Source organism: Sporanaerobacter sp., from assembly GCF_047830725.1.
GTDB lineage: Bacteria > Bacillota > Clostridia > Tissierellales > Sporanaerobacteraceae > Sporanaerobacter.
Genome location: NZ_CP181252.1, coordinates 789,255 through 811,438, shown reverse-complemented (window position 1 = coordinate 811,438; position 22,184 = coordinate 789,255). Strand labels below are relative to the sequence as shown.

Here is a 22,184-nt window from a genome sequence, read left to right as displayed (position 1 = left end):
AATTGTCACTACTAGAACTTGTAAAAGGCAAATATAAAACAATATCCATAGTAGGTATGGCGAAAAATACAGGAAAGACCGTCACTTTGAATTGTCTTATAGAAGAATCTATAGATGAAGGAGTGACTATTGGTATCACCTCTATTGGTCGAGATGGTGAAAGTTTGGATTTAGTCACCGAAACAGAAAAACCCAAAATATTTTTAGAGGAAGGCTCTCTTGTAGCTACTACAACAGATCTCCTTCCTCTAGGAGATGCAAAAATAGAGATTGTAAATGTCACAGATTACAGAACTCCCCTAGGTGCTATTGTGATTGGTCGGATAGTAGATAGCGGTTATGTACAAGTTGCAGGTCCACAGACAGTAAGTGAAGCTAAAAAAGTTTCTAATATGATGTTAAATCTTGGTGCGGAATTTGTCATAATAGATGGAGCCTTAGATAGAATGTCCTCAGCAGCCCCCTCTGTTTCAGAAGGTACTATATTGTCTACAGGTGCCACCTTGAGTAGAGATATGAACAAAGTCATAGAGGAAACATTACATGTAGTCAATCTATTTAAATTGGATGAAGTTGAAGATGAACGGGCCAGAGCTATTATAGAGGAAATAATGGAGTCGGGAAAAGTGTCTATAATAGATGAGGACTATAATGTAGAAGAGCTAAATATAAAAACAGCCCTTAATTGTGGAAATATCATAGGAGACCATATAAGGGAGGATTCTAAATATGTAGTCCTTCCTGGTTCTCTTGTGAAAAATACAGTTAAAGATTTTTATCAAACTACAAAGAAGTACAAAGATGTGACTTTGGTAGTGAAAGATGGAACTAAGATATTTATAGAACCAAAAGATTGGATGAGATTTATGAAATATGGAATAAAAGTAAAAGTTTTGAATAGAATAAATCTCATTGCTATTACAACAAACCCTTATGCTCCACAAGGATATTATTTTGATTCTAGAGAATTTTTGAATAAAATGAAAAACTATATCACTGATGTACCTGTGTTGGATGTAGTTCTTGGTGGTGAATAATATGGATTTTCTAGATGAACTAACAAGAAAAAGTATAGATTTTGATTATGTGCTGTCAAAGTTAAAAACTCGTACCCCTTATGGCAAAGTTTACAAAGAAGAAATGAGACCGTTTTTGCCTGGAGAAGAATTAGAATTAGAAGAGGAATTAAAAAAAACAGAGTGTATCATTAAATATGTTGAAGATGATCATTTCAAAAGAGAGATAGAAGATATATTTGCCCATGTAAAAGATTTACGAACTTCTGTCAAGCGGACAATGGAAGGCTGCGTTTTGACAGAAGTAGAATTGTTTGAGATAAAATCCTTTCTTTTTCTCATAAGAGAATTGGAAGCTCTTCTCAATAAATATGAGATGGATACATGGAAAGATATTGATATAAAAAGCATTCCAAAGCTTGAAAAATTGCTGGATCCAGAAGATACAGGAATTGCAACTTTTTATATATATGATTCTTATTCAGAAAACTTAAAAAGCATAAGAGAAAAAAAGAAAGAGATAGAAAAAAAGATAAAAAGTACAAAGAAGGAATTAAAGGAAAAAGTAAAAAAAGAGCTCAAATTGGATATTAGACCAGATGGAACTTTGGTTGTATCTAAAGATGATATTGAAAATATAAAAGCTATAGAAAATTGTTCACATCTTATTTATGTTTCAGAAAGTTATATGAATATAAAATTTGCCTTAAAACCCACAGAAGAAATAAATGAGTTAGAACGAAAAGTTTCCATTTTAAAAGAGAGAGAAGAAAAAGAAGAATATATTGTTAGAGAAAAAATCAGTGAAGAAATAGCAAGCAATAGAAAAAAACTGTTTAGGAATATGGCAAGTATAGGAAAGCTAGATCTCATTTTGGGAAAAGCACAATTTGCTATTGAAATTCATGGAACTAAACCTAAAATATCTAAAGAGCACTATTTGTATATAGAAGAAGGAAGACATCCCAAAGTAGAAGAGTTTTTGTTAAAGAAAAACTTGAAATTTACTCCTATATCAATAAAATTAAGAGAGGGAGTTACTTGCATTACAGGAGCTAATATGGGAGGAAAGACAGTTAGCTTGAAATTATCTGGACTATTGTGTGCTATGGCTCAATATGGACTTTTTGTTCCAGCTAAAAAGATGGAATTGGGGTTAAATTTTTTCATTCGTGCATCTATAGGAGATATGCAATCAACAGATAGCGGATTAAGTACCTTTGGAGGAGAAATAAAACTTGTACAAGATGCAGTAGAAAAATCTCATAAAAGAGGACTTATACTCATAGATGAACTTGCTCGTGGAACTAATCCTGAAGAAGGATATGCTATTTCTAAAGCTGTGGTCAAATTTTTAAAAGACAAAGCTTCAATCACTCTTATCACTACTCATTATGACAATATTGCAGATATGGATGGGGTAGAACATCTTCAGGTAGTAGGACTTTCTAAAATTGATTTTGACAAATTAAATAGTGAATTAATAGATAAGAATGAGGACAAAATGGATATAATCAATAAATATATGGACTACAGATTGAAAAAAGTAAAGCACAAAAATGAAGTGCCAAGAGATGCATTGAATATTGCTAGACTCATGGGGTTAGATGAGTGTATCATAAAAGATGCGGAAAAGATATTAGAAGAAAAATAAAGGAGGCTGAGGCGATTGGAAAGCAAATTAAATCTTGATCAAAAAATCGTAGATAGTGCTAGAAATGCGGCTAAAAATATTGCAGACGATGTCCAAAAGTTTATCGACCTTCATACTACTACATCTACAGAAAGAACAGTTGCAAGACTACTAGGAATAGATGGAGTAGATGAAATAGATAGACCTCTTCCAAATGTAATAGTAGACAATATTAAAGAAGGTGGCGGATTAGAACGAGGGGCAGCTTTCTGGATTGGAAATGCTATGATTCAAACTGGAGATGATCCTCAAGCTATAGCAGAAAAAATTTCTCGTGGAGAATTGGATATAACTAGACTTCCAGTTGCAAGTGAAGAAAAAATAAGAGATACTATATATCCAATAGCAGAAAAAACTGTACTTAAGATAAAAGCAAATAGAGAAAAAAGAGATGAATATATAAGAACTCTTGGAGAAGGCAAACAACCTTATATCTATGTAATAGTTGCTACAGGAAATATATATGAAGACATCATTCAAGCTCAAGCTGCTGCAAAACAAGGTGCAGATATCATAGCAGTTATAAGAACTACAGGACAAAGCTTACTTGACTATGTTCCATATGGAGCTACAACAGAAGGTTTTGGTGGAACATATGCAACTCAAGAAAACTTTAGACTTATGAGAAAAGCATTAGATGAAGTAGGAGAAGAAGTAGGCAGATATATAAGACTTTGCAACTACTGTTCAGGACTTTGTATGCCAGAAATTGCAGCTATGGGAGCATATGAAAGATTAGATGTCATGCTAAATGACGCTCTATATGGAATATTATTTAGAGATATAAATATGCAGAGGACATTAGTAGATCAGTATTTCTCGAGAGTAATAAATGGCTATGCTGGAATCATCATAAATACTGGTGAAGACAACTATCTTACAACAGATGATGCAGTAGAAGCAGCTCATACGGTACTTGCATCTCAATTTATAAATGAACAGTTTGCATTAAAAGCAGGTCTTCCAGAAGAGCAAATGGGACTTGGCCATGCTTTTGAAATGGATCCAAATCTTGAAAATGGATTTTTATATGAATTAGCTCAAGCCCAAATGGCAAGAGAAATATTTCCAAATGCACCACTTAAATATATGCCTCCAACCAAATATATGACTGGGAATATATTCAAAGGTCATGTTCAAGATGCCATGTTTAATATGGTATCCATCATGACTCATCAAGGGATTCAACTTCTTGGAATGCTTACAGAAGCTATTCATACTCCACATATCCATGATAGATTTTTGGCTATAGAAAATGCAGAATATATATTTAACAATGCTAGGAACTTAGGAGATGAAATCATATTTAAAGAAGATGGAATCATTCAAAATAGAGCCAAAGAAGTACTAAACAATGCAGAAGCTCTTCTAAAACAAATTGAAAGAGAAGGATTATTCGCTACAATTGAACAAGGTAAATTTGGTGGAGTAAAAAGAGCAAGAGATGGTGGAAAGGGTCTCGATGGTGTAGCAAAGAAAGATGCAGGATATTTCAACCCATTCATCGAATTGATGCTTGGAGGTGACAGATAATGGTAGAAGTAGCAAAAGTAGATTTGACAAAAGTTAAACCTTATGGAGATACCATGAATGATGGTATGGTTCAATTGAGCTTTACATTGCCAGTACCTGATGGAGATGAAGCAATAGAAGCAGCAAGACAAATTGTAAAGAAAATGGGATTAGAAGAGCCATCAGTAGTTCACCATGCGGATTTAGGAATAGGATATACTTATTTTATAGTATATGGGAAATGTACTCACACTGTTGACTATTCAAAAATAGAAGTGCCAAAAGTTGATGTTGAAACTATGACTAAAGAAGAAGTAGAAGAATATATAAGAGAAAATATAAAGAGAACAGTAACTATAGTAGGAGCTTGTACTGGTACAGATGCTCATACTGTAGGAATAGATGCTATAATGAATATGAAAGGATACAATCATCACTTTGGGCTAGAAAGATACGAAGGTATTGAAGCTATAAATATGGGTAGTCAAGTTTTAAACGAAGATCTTGTTGCAAAAGCTATAGAAGTAAATGCCGATGCAATACTTGTTTCTCAAGTTGTAACACAAAAGAATGTACACATTCCCAATTTAACTCAACTTGTTGAACTACTTGAAGCAGAGGGATTGAGAGATAAAGTAATATTGGTATGTGGTGGACCAAGAATTTCTCATGAATTGGCAAAAGAATTAGGCTATGATGCTGGATTTGGACCAGGAAGCTATGCAGAAGATGTAGCTAGTTTCATAGTCACAGAAATGGTCAAAAGAAACTTAGTTTGAGACAGTAGGGACGGTTCTTTTTGTCGCAAAAAACTTAACAAAACATATATAAAAAAATACAATGGCTAAATTGGCCATTGTATTTTTTTTGACTTAAAAATACCTATTGGTCAACGATTTGACATTTTACAACATAAAAGTATATTTTATAGTATATAGTCACAATAAGAACTAATTTTTTAAATATTGCTAAAAATACAAATATGTTATATAATCTAAAATAAATAAACAGAATATTTAAACGACTCTAATATTTCACACAGTGTTTTGCATAGATATATATTGGGAGGGAATTTAGACCTTTGTCCTAGAAAGATAAAGGTTTAAAAAATAAATAAAAGGGGGTTTTAATGTGACTGAACAGGTCAAGAAAACAAATGAATTTACTCCGTATATACCAGCAGACAAAATAATGCCTGAATTTACTACTACATCAATTGTCATAGGAATCATTATGTCAATAGTTTTTGGAGCTGCAAATGCCTACATAGGACTTAGGGTAGGCATGACTATTAGTGCTTCCATACCAGCAGCAGTTATTTCTATGGGAATCATCCGTGGAATCATGAAGAGAGACTCTATTTTGGAGAACAATATGGTTCAGACCATAGGCTCAGCTGGAGAATCTCTTGCAGCAGGAGCCATATTTACATTGCCTGCACTTTTTATCTGGTCACAAGAGCTTGGAATGGCAGCACCAAATATGATTGAAATCATAACGGCATCTCTTGTAGGAGGACTACTGGGAGTATTCTTCATGATTCCTTTGAGAAAAGCTCTTGTGGTCAATGAACATGGTATATTGCCATATCCAGAAGGAACAGCTTGTGCTGAAGTATTAAAGGCTGGAGAAACTGGTGGAGTAAAGGCAAAAACAGTATTTTCAGGACTTGGAATAGGTGCGATTTACAAATTTATAGCTGATGGTTTCAAATTGTTCCCAAGCGAAATTGAATGGGGAATAAAAGGTTACCGGGGGGCAGCTATAGGAATGGATGTACTTCCAGCACTACTTGGAGTTGGATTCATCGTTGGACCTCAAATTTCAGCATATATGCTTTCTGGAGCAATTCTTGGCTGGCTTGTCATCATACCGCTTATTGCACATCTAGGTCAATATATTCCACAAGCTATCTATCCTGCATCTGTAGCACTTGTCAAGAACTTGACTATTGGGGAATATGGAGCAATTATTTAAGGTATATTGGAGCTGGGGCAGTAGCTTTTGGAGGAATTTTAAGCCTCATTAAATCTATGCCACTTATTGTTAAAACTTTTAAAGAAGCTATGAGTGGTCTTAAAGCTTCAGGAGCTGGTGGAGATTCAAATTTGCGAACCGATACTGATATGTCCATGAAAGTTGCAATTATATGTGTCATTTTATTGATAATATTCATTGCAGCAACTCCTATAATACCAGTTGGAATAGCTGGTGCTATACTCATTGCAATATTTGGATTTTTGTTTGCAACAGTTTCAGCAAGGCTTGTAGGATTGGTTGGAAGTAGCAACAATCCTGTATCGGGTATGACCATTGCAACACTTTTAGTTGCAAGTATCATATTTAAAGCCATAGGTTTTGATGGAGAAGAAGGAATGATTGGAGCACTTTTAGTTGGAACTGTAATATGTATTATCACAGCTATAGCTGGAGATATGTCTCAAGACTTAAAGACAGGTTTCTTAGTTGGAGCAACTCCTAAAAAGCAGCAAATTGGAGAGCTTGTAGGTGTTGTTGCTTCTGCTTTGGTCATAGGATATATATTGGTGCTTTTAAACAAGGCATGGGGATTTGGTTCTTCAGAACTTCCAGCACCACAGGCTAGTATGATGAAACTTGTAATTGAAGGAGTCATGAATGGAAATCTTCCTTGGGCGTTGATATTTACAGGAATAGGGATAGGTATAGTTGTAGAACTACTTGGAATTCAAATACTTCCTTTTGCAGTAGGACTATATCTTCCAATTCATTTGAGTACACCTATAATGATTGGTGGAATTATAAGAGGCATATTGGATAGCAAAAAGGCTAAAAATAAACTTAGTGAAAAAGCTGCTGATGAAAAGATCAATAGTGGAGTATTGTATTCTTCTGGGCTTATAGCTGGTGAAGGGATCATAGGAATTGTACTTGCAATACTTGCTGTTATACAAATAGGAGAAGGAAGTGTATTGGATAAAGTTGCCTTTGGAAATGAAGTACTGGGGAAATATGGAGCAGTAGTATTTTTCATAATTTTAACTATGACGCTTTTGAAGTATTCTATATGGAAAAAGGCAGAAGAAAATTAGAATTATCTTGGGTTTATCCCAAGATAATTCTAACTTCTCAGATGGAGGGATAAAATGGCTAAAAAGGATAAAAGCAAAAATTATTTGGAATTTGTACCTGTGAAATCTGAAAAGATTAAAGAGAAAACTATAGAAGAAGAAAATATCCAATTGATAGTTCCTAGAACTTCTTTTTTTGACAAAATAGCTATAAAACTTTTCTTTGCACCAGATAAATTTAAAATAGATTTAGATGAATTGGGTAGCTTCATATGGAAGAACATAGATGGAGAGAAAAATGTATACGAAATAGGAAACTTAGTCAAAGAGAAATTTAAAGAAAAGGCAGAGCCATTATATGAAAGACTCATAGAATATTTAAATATTTTAAACAACAACGAATTCATTAGTTTTAAAGATTGAGTTTACATAAAATAAAATTAGGGGGCGAGAACATGGAAGGTATAGTGTCTTCAACTCAAGAGATCATAAAAATAAAGAGTGTAGAAGGAGAGCCAAAAGAAGGAATGCCTTTTGGAGAAGGACCATATAGGGCTTTGGAATATGCTCTTAATTTGGCAGAAGATATGGGGTTTAGAACTAAAAATATTGATGGATATGCAGGATATGCAGAATTTGGTGAAGGGGAAGAAACTGTAGGAGTACTTGTTCATCTTGATGTAGTTCCTGAAGGTGATGGATGGGACTACCCTCCATATAATGCAGAAATCCATGATGACAAAATATATGGTAGAGGAGCTATAGATGACAAGGGGCCTGCCATGGCAGCCCTATATGCTATGAAGAGTATAAAGGACAAAAAAATTCCTTTAAGTAGAAAAATAAGGATTATATTTGGGACCAATGAAGAAACAGGATGGGGATGCATGAAATATTATTTTGCACATGAAAAGGCACCAAATATGGCTTTTACACCAGATGCAAACTTTCCTGTTATTCATGGAGAAAAGGGGATTATAGCATTTGACCTTGTAAAAGAAATAAAAGATTCTTGTTGTGGGGATATAGCTATAAAGAGCATAAAAGGTGGGAATGCAGTAAATATGGTTCCAGATTTTTGTGAAGCAGTGATCACAGTTAAAGATTTCTCAGCCCTAGAAGAGAAATTTAATGAGTTTAAAAATAAAACTGGATATCAAATGGCTATTGAAAAAGATGGAGATAGTATAAAGATAAAGGCAAAAGGGGTTTCAGCTCATGGTTCTACTCCTTGGAAAGGGAAAAATGCCATATCATATATAATGCAGTTTTTGGGAGAAATAGTAGATTGCAAATGTGATATATGTGATTTCATCAATATTTACAATGAGAGGATAGCATTTAAACATCATGGCGAAGCTATAGGATGTGGACTTGAAGATGATGTATCTGGGAAATTGGATTTTAACCCTGGAGTCATAGAAATGAAGGATGGAAAGATAAAATTATCTATAAATATCAGATATCCAATCAAGTCTACTAGCAAGGATGTATATGATGGCATAAGAAAAAACTTAGAGGGGACAGGAATTGAACTCCTTGAAGATGAGGGAGAGATGAAACCACTATATGTACCCGAAGATAATTTTTTAGTTCAAAAATTGATGAAGGTATATAGAGATGAAACAGGAGATAAAGACAGCAAACCCATAACTATAGGGGGAGGTACCTATGCAAGAGCTATGGAAAACGCAGTAGCATTTGGTCCAGTATTCCCAGATGAAGAAGAACTAGCACATCAGGCCAATGAATTTATATCTATAAACAAATTGTTGTTTCTTACAAAGATATATGAAAAAGCACTATATGAATTGGCAAAATAGAAGATTAATTGACTGAGTTCTATTTAAATAGAACTCAGTCTTTTTTAGGATAAAAAAATTTCATAACAAATGTTTCAACAAACTTGATTCATAATTTGTATTGTTGTAAAGTAATAATATATAATATAGTAAAGAAATTAACACTTGGGGGCAGTAGAATGGTTTTATCTTTTTTGTTATTATTAAAGATGATGCTTTTTATATTTTTAACTAAAATAGAGTACAACAAAGTTTTAGTATTTATTGTGAGTAGTTTATATATACTATTTTTCTTTTCGATTATATATTTTAGCCGCAACAAAAAGAAACAGAGTATTGCTTTTTCTTTCTACAATATAATATCTGCAATCATGTTTGTAGATGTAGTATATTATCAATATTTCAATGGACTTCCCTCAATAAATATGGTGAAACAGTTGGGACAAGTAGCCCAAGTAAGTGAAAGTGTAAAAACTATTATAAATCCACTTAATCTCCTATTTATTTTGGATATTCCAGTACTTTGTTTTTATTCAAGCAAAAAGAAAAAAAAGATAAAAAGAGAAAACAAGATTTATAGTAAAAATATAAAGACAAGAATACCCTATGCAATTGTTTCAACTCTTGCAATACTTGCCATAGTCATGAATACAAGTGGTTATAGTTCAATCATTAATGGACAAGAATTTTTCACATATCACGCTAGAGACCTTGCAAAGCTTTTTAAAGGGAAATGTGATGTGGCTGTAGGGGAAAGTATATTTACAGAAGAAGATCTTCAATGTCTAAAAGAACAATCCATATTGGAAGATAGGAAATACACAGGGATAGGGAAAGGTAAAAACTTAATAGTCATACAAGTAGAAGCCCTTCAAAACTTTGCAATAAATAGATACTATGAGGGTCAAGAGATTACTCCCAATTTAAATAAGTTCATAAAAGAGAATGGGAGCATATACTTTGACAAATACTATCAATTAGTGGGAATAGGAAGTACTTCAGATGCAGAATTTGTTACCAACAATTCCCTATATCCCTCTATGGATGAGCCAAGCTATATCCAATACCAAGACAACACGTTTTATGGGCTGCCTTGGATACTCAGAGACCAAGGCTATACTGCTTGGTCATTTCATGGATACAAAAAAGAATTTTGGAATAGAGACAAAGCTCATCCCAAACAAGGTTTTGAAAGATATGTAAGTGAGGAAGATTTTAAACTTGGGGACATTGTAGCTTTAGGGCTTAATGATGAAGACTTTTTTCATCAGTCTATAGACTATATAAAAGAGATGAAAGAGCCTTTTTATGCTTTCATGATCACTCTTTCAAGTCACAATCCATTCAATATTCCTCAAGAATATCAGGAAATTCAACTAAAAGAAGAACATAAAGATACATTGTTTGGAAATTATCTTCAAGCAGTTCATTATGCAGATAAGGCTATTGGTGAATTCTTTGATGAACTTAAAAAAGAAGGAATGTATGACAATTCAGTTATAGCTCTGTATGGAGACCATTTTGCCATATCAAGTTTAGAAGATGAAAATATAAGAATAATGTCACAATATCTGGATATTGACTATGATTTTGACTCTATGATGAATATCCCTCTTATAGTTCATGTACCTGGAGAAGAGATAAACGAAACTGTTTCTACAGTTGGAAGTCAATTGGATTTTCTCCCTACAATACTGAATATAATGGGAATTGAAAATGAAAAAGGAATCATGTTTGGACTGGACTTGTTGAATTCAGAAGATCAAATTGTAGCTCAACAAATTCACATGAGAAAAGGCTCCTTTATAGATAAGGGAAAAATGTTTGTCATGTCCAGAGATGGAATATTTGACCATAGCAGGGCTATAGATTTGGAAACTAGAAGGTCTATACCCTTAGAAGAATGCAGAGAAGGATATGAAAGAGCCATATCTGAAATAGACAAGTCAAAATATATATTGGACAATAATCTAATTGGAAGTATAATCAGTGGGTCTGATGAAATAATAGCTAAAAAACCTGAAGAAAAACTAGAAATTCGAAATAAAAATAGGATAGGATTTGCAGCCAATACAAAGGCTAAATTGGATGAATATTATAAAAAAGGCATTAGGCTTATGGAAATAGATTTAGAATGGACTGATGATGAAAAATTGATAGTAAACTGTGACAATGGGATGACTATTGAAGAATTAGAACAATGGATGAAAGACCACATTGATGCGTATATAATCACAGATATGGTTGGGGACACTTCCAATGCCATGAAATATATTAAGTACAATTTAAAAGAAGTAAAGGAAAGATTTATTCCACAGGTAAAAGATATGGAAGAATACTATCTGGTATATACCAAAGGTTTCAAAAACATCATATTTAAAATACCTGATGACAAATATACAGACAAAGAAATATTAGAATTTGTCAAATTATATGATCACTTTGGAGTAGCAATATCAGAATATAGAGCAAACAGAGGATTTCTAAGGAAACTCCAAAAACAAGGCCTCACCACATATATATACTAAACGTCCCCTTGGCAGCACAACTAATGGAGGTAGAAAATGGTTTTAACTATACTATTTATTTTAAAAATAATATTATTTATAAAATTAACTGGAATACAGTACAATCAAGCCATAATATTTACAGTAAGTACTCTTTTCACACTTTTTGCTTTTACACTTATATATTTTAGTAGAAATAAGAAAAAGCAATCAATAGCTTTTTCCTTCTACAATATCATGTCAGCTATTATGTTTGCTGATGCAGTGTATTATCATTATTTCAACAATTTGCCCTCTATCATCATGTTCAAACAACTTGGTGCAGTAGCTCAAGTAGGAGACAGTGTGAGGGCTGTCATAAATCCGCTGCATCTATTGTTTATAGCTGATATACCATTTTTATTTGTATATTCAAGCAAGAAAAAGAAGAAAATTAAAAAAAGCACAAAAGTATATGAAAAGAAAATTAGAATTGGAGTTCCTTCCTTATTGGCCTTGACATTAGCCATAGTCATAACTGTTTTAAGTATTGGGGGATATGGAACTGTACTTGGAAGACAAGAGCTTTTTACTTATCATGCCAAGGATTTTGCCAGTTTATTTAGAAGTGAAAGTGCTAAAGGTGAAGGAGAATTTACGGAAGAAGATTTGGCCTATTTAAGAAAGAGGGCCATGGTTGACAATGGAAAATTAACTGGAATAGGGAAAGGTAAAAATCTCTTGGTCATTCAAGTAGAAGGATTACAGAACTTTGTTATCAATGAATATTATGATGGGCAAGAAGTCACACCAAATTTGAATTCCTTTATAAAAGATAATAGCAGTATTTATTTCGATAGATATTATCAACTTCTAGGTAGAGGAAACACATCCGATGCAGAATTTGTGTCAAACAATTCTCTTTATCCATCTATGGAAGACCCTACCTATACCCAATATCAAGACATTACTTTTTATGGACTACCTTGGATACTCAGGGACAATGGATATACTTCTTGGGTATTTCATGGATATAAAAAGGAATTTTGGAATAGAAGTGCGGCCTATCCAAATCAAGGTTTTGAGAGATTTATAAGTGGAGAGGATTACAATGTTGGAGAAACTATAGCTTTGGGTTTAAGCGACAAAGACTTTTTCAAACAATCCCTGCCTTATTTAAAGGAAATGGAAAAGCCGTTTCATGCGTTCATGATCACATTATCTAGCCATACGCCATTTACTATGCCTGAAAAATATCATGTAATAAAATTAAGACCAGAACACAAAGACACCATGTTTGGCAATTATCTTCAAGCCATACATTATACAGATGAAGCAATAGGAGAGTTCATAGAAAGTTTAAAAAAAGAAGGACTGTATGATGACACAGTTATAGCCATATATGGAGATCACTTTGCACTATCCAGCATGGACGAGGCCAATGAAAAAATAATGACAGATTATCTAGGATATCAATATGACTATGATTCCATGATGAATATACCCCTTATCATTCATGTACCCGGAGAAGACATAAATGAAACTGTATCAAAGGTCAGCTGTCAATTAGACTTTCTTCCAACAATACTAAATATCATGGGAGTTAAAAATGAAAAGGGAGTTATGTTTGGGAAAGACATATTAAATACAGAAGACAGCTTTGTAGCACAACAGACTTATATGCTCAAAGGCTCCTTTATAGATAATGAAAAGGTATTTGTCATGTCCAGAGATGGAGTATATAAACACAGTCGTGCCTATTATCTAGACACAAGAGAACCAGTGGATTTGGAAAAATGCAAAGAAAACTACAATAGAGCCATAGAAGAGATAAACAAATCCAACTATGTTTTGCGACAAGGGGGACGGTTCTTTCTGTCGCAAAATTTACATAAATGATATTTTCTTAATGAAACTTAGGAGAAAATTGGATATAATAGATATATATATTTATCAGGGAGTGTGAATTGTCATGCCTAGATTGCCACGAGTCATGGCTAGCACAGGAATATATCATGTCATGCTAAGAGGCGTCAATAGAATGGATATATTTTTAGACCATGATGACAAAGCGAAATTTCTAGAGATATTAGGGAACGTGAATTCAGAAGGGGAATATACATTATATGGCTACTGCATAATGGACAACCATGTGCACTTGCTAATAAAAGAAGAAAGAGATCCAATATCTAGAACCATGAAAAGAATATGTATTAGCTATTCATACTATTTTAACAAAAAGTATGAAAGAGTAGGGCATTTGTTTCAAGATAGATTTAGAAGCGAAAGGATTGAATCCGAAGATTATCTATTGGCCTGCATAAGATATATACACAACAATCCAGTAAAAGCTGTTCTCGTCAAAGAACCATCAGATTATGAATGGAGTAGCTACAACGCCTATATTGACAAATGTAATAATGAAGACGAAATCACATCAACAGAATTTATACTAAATATTTTTTCAGAAAATAAGGCTATAGCTATAAAAGAATTTGAAAAATTTTCTGCACTAGATTGTGAAAAGGTTTTCATGGATTTAGAAGAGAAGGAAGAAGATATAGAAAAGGTTCAAATAGAAAAAATTGAACAAATACTTAAAAGATACAGATTAACATTAGAAGACTTGCCTGAATTAAAAGATAAGAAAATTAGAACTAAAATAATAAGAGAAATAGATGCTAATGTCAAGCTATCAACAAGGCAAATGTCAAATATTACAGGAATAAGTAAAGATACAATAGCTAGAGCACTGAGAGATAGCTAAAAACGAACTACAACTAGGGCAATTTGCGACAGGGAGAACCGTCCCTGCTGTCGCAAAAAAAGGAGGACAAAAAGATGCGTAAAAAGAAAGTGTTTGCAATTGTTTTGACAATGGTTTTAATGATGAGTCAAGTATCTGTGGCAAAATCAAATTCAGTAGGCTATGGGAAAAAGACAGTTACTATCAACAATCAGAAGAAAACTGTAAATGTTGTGACAGTTGATTTAAACAATACCAATATTCAATTAGGTGTGACTATTGCCAATGACAAGATTGGTGGCCACGAGGATTTTTCTAATATGATAAAGAGAAAAAAGCCCATAGCAGCTATAAATGCAAATTATTTTGATGCATATAAAACTTTAGAGCCTATGGGCGCTATCATGATAGATAACAAATTTCAATATCTTGAGGGCAGTCCTGCGTCTATGATAGTCACAGATGACGGGAAAGTTCAAATAGGTCAATATAATATGGGGATAAATGGATACATAAATGGGTTTAGAGAAAACAATTGGAACAATGAAACCCAATCCATGGATTACAATTTATTTAAAATATGGTATGTAAATAATGTACCAAAAGATTCTACTGGTGCATACATATATACCCCAGCGAGGGGAAGTAAAATAGATTTAAACGGTGGAATAGCCATAGAAGTAATAAAAGACAAAGTCACTAAAGTAACTAAAAATGCAAAACAGGCGTCTATCCCTAAAAATGGCTATGTAATATATTATGGGAACACTAAAAGCTTTGAAAATTATGTAGATCAAAGATTTAAAGTAGGAGATAAAATAGAACTCGAGTATGAAATATTGGAAGCAAAAGAAAATGCACAAAAGAAACAAGAAGAGCTAAAGGAAATCAAACAAAACAATATCAAATCCATAATATCTGCAGGACCATATTTAGTGGAAAATGGGAAATCCATTTATGATCCAAATAAAAATGGATTTAAAGAAGACAAGATAACTAAAAATAGAGGTCAAAGATCGGCCATAGGAATAACTAAAAACAATAAATTGCTTCTTGTGACAGGCTCCAATCTCAATATGAAGGAATTATCTCAAATAATGGTGAAACTAGGAGCAGATAGGGCAATGAATCTTGATGGAGGAGCATCATCAGCATTATATGCCAATGGAAAGACCATAACTCCAGCAGGAAGAAAATTGCATACAGTATTGATGGTATATGAATAATGCGACAGGGAGAACCGTCCCCGCTGTCGCATTTTATTTTATGGCCAAATTGTGATTATATTTGAAGTTTGATTTTTGTCTCGAATTTCGATTTTTTTCACATCTAACATGTCATTTAAATCTGAGCCATCCCTTCTCTTTAGTTGAGTATTTCCATTAGCACAATCCTTCCAATCGGTATCATTTATCCTATATTGCATTCCATCAGTAGTTCCATTTAGCTCTATTGGTGTAGTGTGTATGCTCAAACTCACTGCTTCAAGAGGCAAATTTGGCGTAAAATGAATTTGTCCTATTTTACTTGCCAATGTGTCCCAAGTAGCTTTTGCTCTTATTTCAAGCAATTTGTCTCCGTTTAAGTCTTCTCCTGCCAATAGTTCTCCTGATATCCATGGGCTTTCTTTATTTATAGGGTTTATCCTATATTCAAACAAGTTCCATTCTGATGCAGTTTTCCCATTTATAGATTTCACTGTATTCTTAACATCATCATATTCTATTGTAGGAGCAGATAGTGGAGCTTTAATATTCACTTTCAATACTGGATTTGATGCCAAGGTATTTTCAGTGGCTATTTTTCTAAACTCAAATCTACCCCAATCAAATTTTACTTCATATATATCTGTGTTTCCATATATTTTTTGCCATGCTCCATTGTTTATCCTATATTCAAGATTTTGATTGGTTTGATTGGATATTTTTCCTGTAGCTATATTGTAATAGACATATTCTAATGTGGGTACATTTTCTTTTTTGATGTTTTCAGCTATTTTTAATTTGTTCAATGGTTTGGATTTTTCTCTTATCCATATATTCATTCCTTGCCCAAATTCTAAAGTAGTCTTTCCTTCATTACATATTTTCCAATTGCCATCCAATCCATCTGTGGAATTTGTACTATATTCCATAATAGACTTAGTTCCCAAAATTGCATTTTCAGCTACATTTATTTTTACATTGTTTAGCTCGATATTTTTTGTGAAATTAACTGAAGTTGGATTGCTTGCTAATTCACTACTTGTCGCTTTTTTTCTCACATATACGAGAACATTTTCATTTCTGTTTTCATCCTTATTCAAATTGCTTCCCAACTGCCAATTGCCAGTACTTCCTATTTTATATTCATATTTGTCGTCTAATATATGCCAAGAACTATTTTCAAAATAATATATTTCTTTTTTGAAATCATCAGTTTTCAATTTTGGTCCATCACCAGGAGGAACAATAGTAGCTTTTTTCACTGGAATTGATGGCAAATTGGTTAAGTTTCCTCTTTTCCTAAATTCTAAATTTCCAGCTTTAAATTCTACATTGTTAGCTACATTGTTGGCATTTATTTTTTGCCAATTTCCATCTCCTATTCTATATTCTAAATCCTGTGCTGTAGCATTATTTATTTTCCCTTCACCTATATCAAAAGTTATATTTTCTATATCTGGTTTTTCTTCTTGACCTACTGTTCCCAATTCAATACTATTTGTAGAATTGTTTCTTTCCCTTATCCAAACATTGTTGCCCTTGACAAAATTCACAGGGGTTTCATTGTTCTTGGTAGCAGTAAAAGTTCCATCTTTTCCATTTAGACTATATTCCATAGAAGTATTTGTATAAATAAGTTTTCCTTCTCCTGCATTCATAAAGGTATTGCCTAAAAACAGTCCATTTAACCTATTGGTTGGTAGAGAAGGAAGACTTCCGTTTTTTCCAACAATGGCTTTTTTCCTAATTCGAAGATCTGAAGTTTCATCCAATAATATTTCTAAATTGTCAACATCATCAATGCCACTCCAAGTCTTGCCACTGTCTTTGCTATATTCCATAGTGTTGTCGATACCTTTAAGACTTACTTTTCCATAAAAATTATCATTTTCTTTTACATATTCAATTTTTTCTACATATACATCTTTAGGCATTTCACCATAGAAAAGAGTTGAAACTTCTCTAAATACCTTTGGCTGTGCAGCTTCTCTTATATATATTTTCATAGGCTCTGCTTTGCCTATATTGATTTCATTTGTATTTTTGGCTAGAACTATCTTTGTCCAAGTACCATTCGTACCATTGGTGGAATTTTTGCTGTACTCCATTTCTTCATCTACACCAGTTAGATAGAGCAACAATTCATTTTCTTTAAACTTTAGTTCATATTCAACTTTATCCAATGATTTGGCAATTCCTGGTTCTATAAATACATCAATATCTTTAGAATCAAGAGAGTTTAGCTCTACTACAGCACTGCCTTTAATTCTTATCTTTACTGTTTGCTTTTCTTTTAGAGAAGTATTGGCTACTCCAGAAACTGTGATGGATATATGTTTGTCATCTATTCTTTTTACTTCTCCTTTAAGCCCAGTAGGAAGGCCTATTATAGCTATATCATTGTTAGTTATTTCGTCTTTCAATGTAGAGTTGGTTATTTCTAAAGTCCAAGTATTTTTATCTTTTTTTATTTCTCTCTGGTCAGGAGCTATCATAGATATGCTATCATTATGTTCAACTGCTTTTCCGTCTATCTGTATTATATCAGGATATATTGAAAATGCAGGTGTAGCAATTACATCTGAAGTAGCACCTTCTATAAGTTCCTTTGGTATTTCAAGTTTAATAGTTTCTTTATTTGTTCCCATAGTGAAATCTGAAATTTTTGGTAAAGTGATAGTTACTTTTTTGCTTGAATTTCTCACAATATGTGAAGTATCAATTTTACTAGCTATTTTGTTCCAATTATTATCTGTATCTACCACCTTAAATCCACCAATCAACTTATCTCTATCAATAGTGCTTTTTAAGCTTCCATCTTGAATTTCTATGACTATGGTTTTGCCACCTGCCACTATATCTTTTTCTCTCACTATTGAAGATACTACATCTCCTGAAATAGTAGCTTTAACTGTAGGCATGATAGTTAGTTTTTCATCTACCTTTACAGAGTTTATAGCTTTTTCTATACAATTGGCAGGTATAGTCAATGAAATTTCTTGTTTTTCTCTTATATCATATTTAGACACTTCAGGAAGAAGTATAGTTAATTTTTCATCTGAATCTCTAGATATAGCTCCACTTCCATCAGCTATCATTGCATTGACAACTTTTGTCCATTCTGAAGACTGATTGTTGGGTTTAAAGCCATTGTACAGTGCGATTCTTTTTAGTTCATTTGTTCTTATATCTTGAGACCATTTTGCATTAGTCAAGGTAATTTCTATTTCTTCTCCACCAATGACAATACTACCTTCAGGAATTATATTGTCGGATTTAGAAGATTTCATTGTAGCAGTGGCTTTTTTAATTTTGTCTCCATTTTCACCAGTGAGTTCATAAAATCTAAATCCTTTTATTTTGTTTTTACTATCTATTGCATATAGACCAATATTTTGCCCAAATACTACTTCAATATCTGTACCTAATGTATAATTTTTTCCACCTGTCAATACTTGGTCTAGTGCAGGGGTGGTAAAGGCAGCATTCTGCACTATTATTTGAGCATTGGTACCATCTGGAATAGACCCTGTTATTTGTACAGTGTCAATGGCACTACCTTCTTTTAATTCAACATTTTCAATTTTAGGGGCATATTCTAGTACCATGCCTTTTTCTATTTTGACGAAATCATAGGCTTTTGTCTTTCCGCTGTTGTCTGTAGCCAATATAAGTATATATTGTCCTAGCAATACTTGAATATCTTGGTTTTCATTGTAAAAGTATGAGCCTTCAACAATGGAATTGTTGTAAATACTATTTTCTATTTGAGTTTTATCATATTCATTTGCAATGACCTTTACTTTCCATCTAGTAGCGTCTTCAATTCCCCAGAATTCCAAATCTGTCAATTTAGAGGTTCCTGGTTGAGATCCAGCCTGAACTTTGTAGTTAGTGTTTTGAAGTTTTGGAGCATTTTTGCCTCTTATATTGTTGTCTGACAATCTAAACTCTCTATAAGCTTTAACTTTTCCATTCACATCAGTAGCTAAGAGAAGTAAATACTGTTCTTCTTTTACAGGACTTAAATTTTTATTTGCTCCATCAAAGGATTTTGAACCTTCTACGATGTTGTCAAGTCCAATGCTTCCAAAACTCCTGTCATCTATTTTATACATCCAATTGGTTGCTTTATCAATTCCAGAAAAGCTTAAGAAACTGAATTTTGTACTATTTTCCACATTTCCTGGCTCAGGTTCAGAATAATTAGTTGTGGGTGCTAAAAATTTAGCATTTGGAGATTTTATCTGTTCTTTTGTTACTTTAAATGTAGCAAAAGCTTTTATTTTCCCATTTCCATCTGTTGCGAGTATTGCCAAATATTCTCCTTCTGAAATTCTTATATTTGAGCCAGGATTGTATACAATGGCACCATTTAAGGTGCTGTTTAGTTCTGGAGTTGGGAATTCTTTGTCTTGTACTTTGTATCTCCACTGATTTGTACTTTCTGGCAAACCTATAAAATTAAGTCCAACTACTCTTGTAGTACCACTTGCCGTGCCGGGTTCTATTTGAGAATAGTTTAAATCCTTTTTTAGCTCTGGTGCATTAGGCATTTTGACTTGGTTTTCATTTAATTGGAATACAGCATATCCTTTGGTCTTTCCCAAATTGTCGGTTGCTAAAAGTAGCAGATGCTCATTTCCTTTTAAGTTTGTTCCTATACTGTCCAAAACCTTAAATTCTATAGCCTTGTCGATGATACTATCCAATTCTGGTACATCAAAAGGTTCATTGCTTATCTTATATCTCCATTGGTTTGCATCTTTCAATGAATCAGTAAAGGCCAATATTTCAAATTTTGTGGTGCCAACAGTATTGCCTTTTACAGGGTTAGAATAATGAAAACCTTCTTTAAGTAGTATTGGTGGTGGATCTTTTATCATGTTTTTGTCCATATTGAATATTTTATATCCTTTTACTTTTCCTTCATCATCAGTAGCTAGAAGTAGTAGTTTTTCTTCTATATCAATCTTTATATCTTGTCCTAAAGTGTAGTCTAAACTTTCTTCTACAACTTTGTCTAATACAGGTGGAGACAATTGCGCTCCAACTTTGTACATCCACTTGGTAGCTTCAGCTATTCCATTAAATTTCAACATTGTTATTTTGGTTGTTCCAGTTTTTGAACCTTTTTCAGGTATAGAATAATTTTTGCCATCCAACAATTCTGGAGCAGTTTTACCTTTTATTTGATCTTCATTTATTTTAAATATTCTATATCCCTTTATTTTTCCATCATTATCTGTAGCAAGTAAAATTAAATATTCCCTTGGGCTTATATCTATATCTGCATTTTCTCCATCAAAATCATAGTCAAAAGTTTCGTTTATTTTGCTATTCAATATAGGAATAGGAGGTTTTTCACTATATACTTTTACCTGCCATTTTGTAGCTTCACTCATACTATCTGTAGGGCCAATGCCAAAGTTTAGATTGGTAAATCTAGTAGTGCCCTCCTTTTGACCTTGCATAGGTCCTATATAGTGAGTAGTTTCTTTTAGCAATTTTGGTGCAATAGATATATCACTTTTTTCGATTTCAAATTCTCTATACCCAAGTATTTTTCCGTCATTATCAGTTGCTAGCAGTATCAGGTATTTTTTAAACTTGTCGTTCATATTTTCAAGTTCATATTCATCGGCAATAGATATTTCATCATTTGTATAGTCCAAAGCTTCATTTAACTTTTCGCCACTATATATCTTGTCTATAGAAGTGTTTCTAACAATTATTTGCCATTTAGAAGCTCCTTCTGGCAACTTGTCCAATTCACTTATTATTACGGTTCCAGCATATTTTTTTCCTTTTTCTATAATCCCCATTTCAAGCTTTATGGCTTCTTCTTTAGGCTTTTTAATCATTTCTTCAGTTATTTTTATATTTGCATAAGCTTTAATTCTATTTCCATTGTCTACTGCATAGAGGACTAGATATTTCCCAATTTCTATTTCTATGTCTCGCCCCTTTATATAGCTATTTCCACCTTCTAATATTGTATCTTTGACCATAGGCTCAATAGGATTATTCAAAACTTTGATTCTCCAACCTGTGGCATTGTCTGGAAGGTTTAGAGTAGATATCTTTGTGCTTTTTTCCTTGACTCCTGGTTCTGGAATGGAATAGTTTTTAGAATTAAGCATAGGTGTCTGAGATGCATCACGGTATTCTTCTATATTGCCTCCATTGGGGATATTACTTAAGTCTTTTTCAAGTCCTAGAGTAGCATTTTTCAATCTATCCTGTAGTTCACTTGAATGTTCACTTAGATATTTTTGAATTTCTTCTGGAGTTCTAAGACCTTTTTCTTGAACCAATTCCTGCAATGCTTTTATTTGTGCTTCTTCTTCCGCTTTTACATTTATATATTTTCCATCTTTAGTTTCTCTATAGAAATTTTCTATTTTAACTCCATTCAATATATCATTTAAAAGTTCTTCTTGATCTCTTGTATTGTCTTTTCTATATATTTTCTTTAGCCCAGTATGAATGATGTCTCCTTCTGCTGCAAAGGAGGCAATGCTAGAGAATATCATGACAAATACAAGAAGAACAGATACAATTCTTTTTTTCAAATGAATTCCCCCTAGTATAATAATGTCATAGTCAATAAAGACTATGCAGTTAAAACTTTTCTAAAAATCTCATTTCTTTATTCAGTAACTGAAGAAGAT

At 33.0% G+C, this 22,184-nt stretch carries 13 protein-coding genes; 12 read left to right on the top strand and 1 reads right to left on the bottom strand.

All coding sequences use genetic code 11. The annotated features are described in order from the left end of the window. Positions 1-2: 2 nt before the first annotated feature. The 12 genes from ACFWUA_RS03865 to ACFWUA_RS03810 all read left to right on the top strand — a co-directional run bounded on the left by ACFWUA_RS03865 (position 3) and on the right by ACFWUA_RS03810 (position 15,531). Entirely contained in the window at positions 3-1,037 is a 1,035-nt protein-coding gene (locus ACFWUA_RS03865) for a hypothetical protein (protein WP_416198850.1), read from the top strand. A 1-nt stretch (position 1,038) separates the two neighbouring features. Next, complete coding sequence (locus tag ACFWUA_RS03860) at positions 1,039-2,670, top strand: MutS-related protein (RefSeq protein ID WP_416198849.1); 1,632 nt, start codon at positions 1,039-1,041, stop codon at positions 2,668-2,670. Positions 2,671-2,685: 15 nt separating this feature from the next. Further along, positions 2,686-4,242, top strand: coding sequence for a lysine 5,6-aminomutase subunit alpha (locus tag ACFWUA_RS03855; RefSeq protein WP_416198848.1), 1,557 nt, complete (start codon positions 2,686-2,688; stop codon positions 4,240-4,242). Continuing rightward, positions 4,242-5,000: an OAM dimerization domain-containing protein gene (locus ACFWUA_RS03850; protein ID WP_416198847.1), complete on the top strand. Its 759-nt coding sequence runs from the start codon at positions 4,242-4,244 to the stop codon at positions 4,998-5,000. The genes ACFWUA_RS03855 and ACFWUA_RS03850 overlap by 1 nt, the downstream gene beginning before the upstream one ends. A gap of 352 nt (positions 5,001-5,352) precedes the next feature. Then, entirely contained in the window at positions 5,353-6,198 is an 846-nt protein-coding gene (locus ACFWUA_RS03845; protein ID WP_416198846.1) for an OPT family oligopeptide transporter, read from the top strand. Continuing rightward, positions 6,117-7,292, top strand: a complete 1,176-nt coding sequence (locus tag ACFWUA_RS03840; RefSeq protein ID WP_416199169.1) for an OPT family oligopeptide transporter — start codon at positions 6,117-6,119, stop codon at positions 7,290-7,292. The genes ACFWUA_RS03845 and ACFWUA_RS03840 overlap by 82 nt, the downstream gene beginning before the upstream one ends. Positions 7,293-7,346: 54 nt before the next feature. Beyond that, on the top strand, positions 7,347-7,694 hold the full coding sequence (locus ACFWUA_RS03835; RefSeq protein ID WP_416198845.1) for a PqqD family protein: 348 nt from the start codon (positions 7,347-7,349) through the stop codon (positions 7,692-7,694). 32 nt (positions 7,695-7,726) lie between these two features. Next, complete coding sequence (gene pepV / locus ACFWUA_RS03830) at positions 7,727-9,094, top strand: dipeptidase PepV (RefSeq protein WP_416198844.1); 1,368 nt, start codon at positions 7,727-7,729, stop codon at positions 9,092-9,094. A gap of 158 nt (positions 9,095-9,252) precedes the next feature. After that, positions 9,253-11,601, top strand: coding sequence for a sulfatase-like hydrolase/transferase (locus ACFWUA_RS03825; RefSeq protein WP_416198843.1), 2,349 nt, complete (start codon positions 9,253-9,255; stop codon positions 11,599-11,601). 36 nt (positions 11,602-11,637) lie between these two features. Next, a complete protein-coding gene (locus ACFWUA_RS03820) occupies positions 11,638-13,458 on the top strand; it encodes an LTA synthase family protein (protein ID WP_416198842.1) in 1,821 nt (606 codons plus the stop codon). Between the two features lie 73 nt (positions 13,459-13,531). After that, positions 13,532-14,326, top strand: coding sequence for an REP-associated tyrosine transposase (locus tag ACFWUA_RS03815; RefSeq protein WP_416198841.1), 795 nt, complete (start codon positions 13,532-13,534; stop codon positions 14,324-14,326). A gap of 74 nt (positions 14,327-14,400) precedes the next feature. Continuing rightward, complete coding sequence (locus tag ACFWUA_RS03810) at positions 14,401-15,531, top strand: phosphodiester glycosidase family protein (protein ID WP_416198840.1); 1,131 nt, start codon at positions 14,401-14,403, stop codon at positions 15,529-15,531. 38 nt (positions 15,532-15,569) lie between these two features. Here the strand turns inward: ACFWUA_RS03810 and ACFWUA_RS03805 are convergent, their stop codons facing one another. Further along, the gene (locus tag ACFWUA_RS03805) at positions 15,570-22,085 is read right to left on the bottom strand and encodes a hypothetical protein (RefSeq protein ID WP_416198839.1); all 6,516 of its coding nucleotides are present in this window, start codon (positions 22,083-22,085) and stop codon (positions 15,570-15,572) included. Positions 22,086-22,184 lie beyond the last annotated feature (99 nt).

Bases quoted from the DNA above. Each gene is read 5' to 3' on its own strand.
- ACFWUA_RS03860 (WP_416198849.1), top strand. From the start codon at position 1,039: ATGGATTTTCTAGATGAACTAACAAGAAAAAGTATAGATTTTGATTAT.
- ACFWUA_RS03850 (WP_416198847.1), top strand. From the start codon at position 4,242: ATGGTAGAAGTAGCAAAAGTAGATTTGACAAAAGTTAAACCTTATGGA.
- ACFWUA_RS03835 (WP_416198845.1), top strand. From the start codon at position 7,347: ATGGCTAAAAAGGATAAAAGCAAAAATTATTTGGAATTTGTACCTGTG.
- pepV (WP_416198844.1), top strand. From the start codon at position 7,727: ATGGAAGGTATAGTGTCTTCAACTCAAGAGATCATAAAAATAAAGAGT.
- ACFWUA_RS03825 (WP_416198843.1), top strand. From the start codon at position 9,253: ATGGTTTTATCTTTTTTGTTATTATTAAAGATGATGCTTTTTATATTT.
- ACFWUA_RS03820 (WP_416198842.1), top strand. From the start codon at position 11,638: ATGGTTTTAACTATACTATTTATTTTAAAAATAATATTATTTATAAAA.
- ACFWUA_RS03815 (WP_416198841.1), top strand. From the start codon at position 13,532: ATGCCTAGATTGCCACGAGTCATGGCTAGCACAGGAATATATCATGTC.
- ACFWUA_RS03810 (WP_416198840.1), top strand. From the start codon at position 14,401: ATGCGTAAAAAGAAAGTGTTTGCAATTGTTTTGACAATGGTTTTAATG.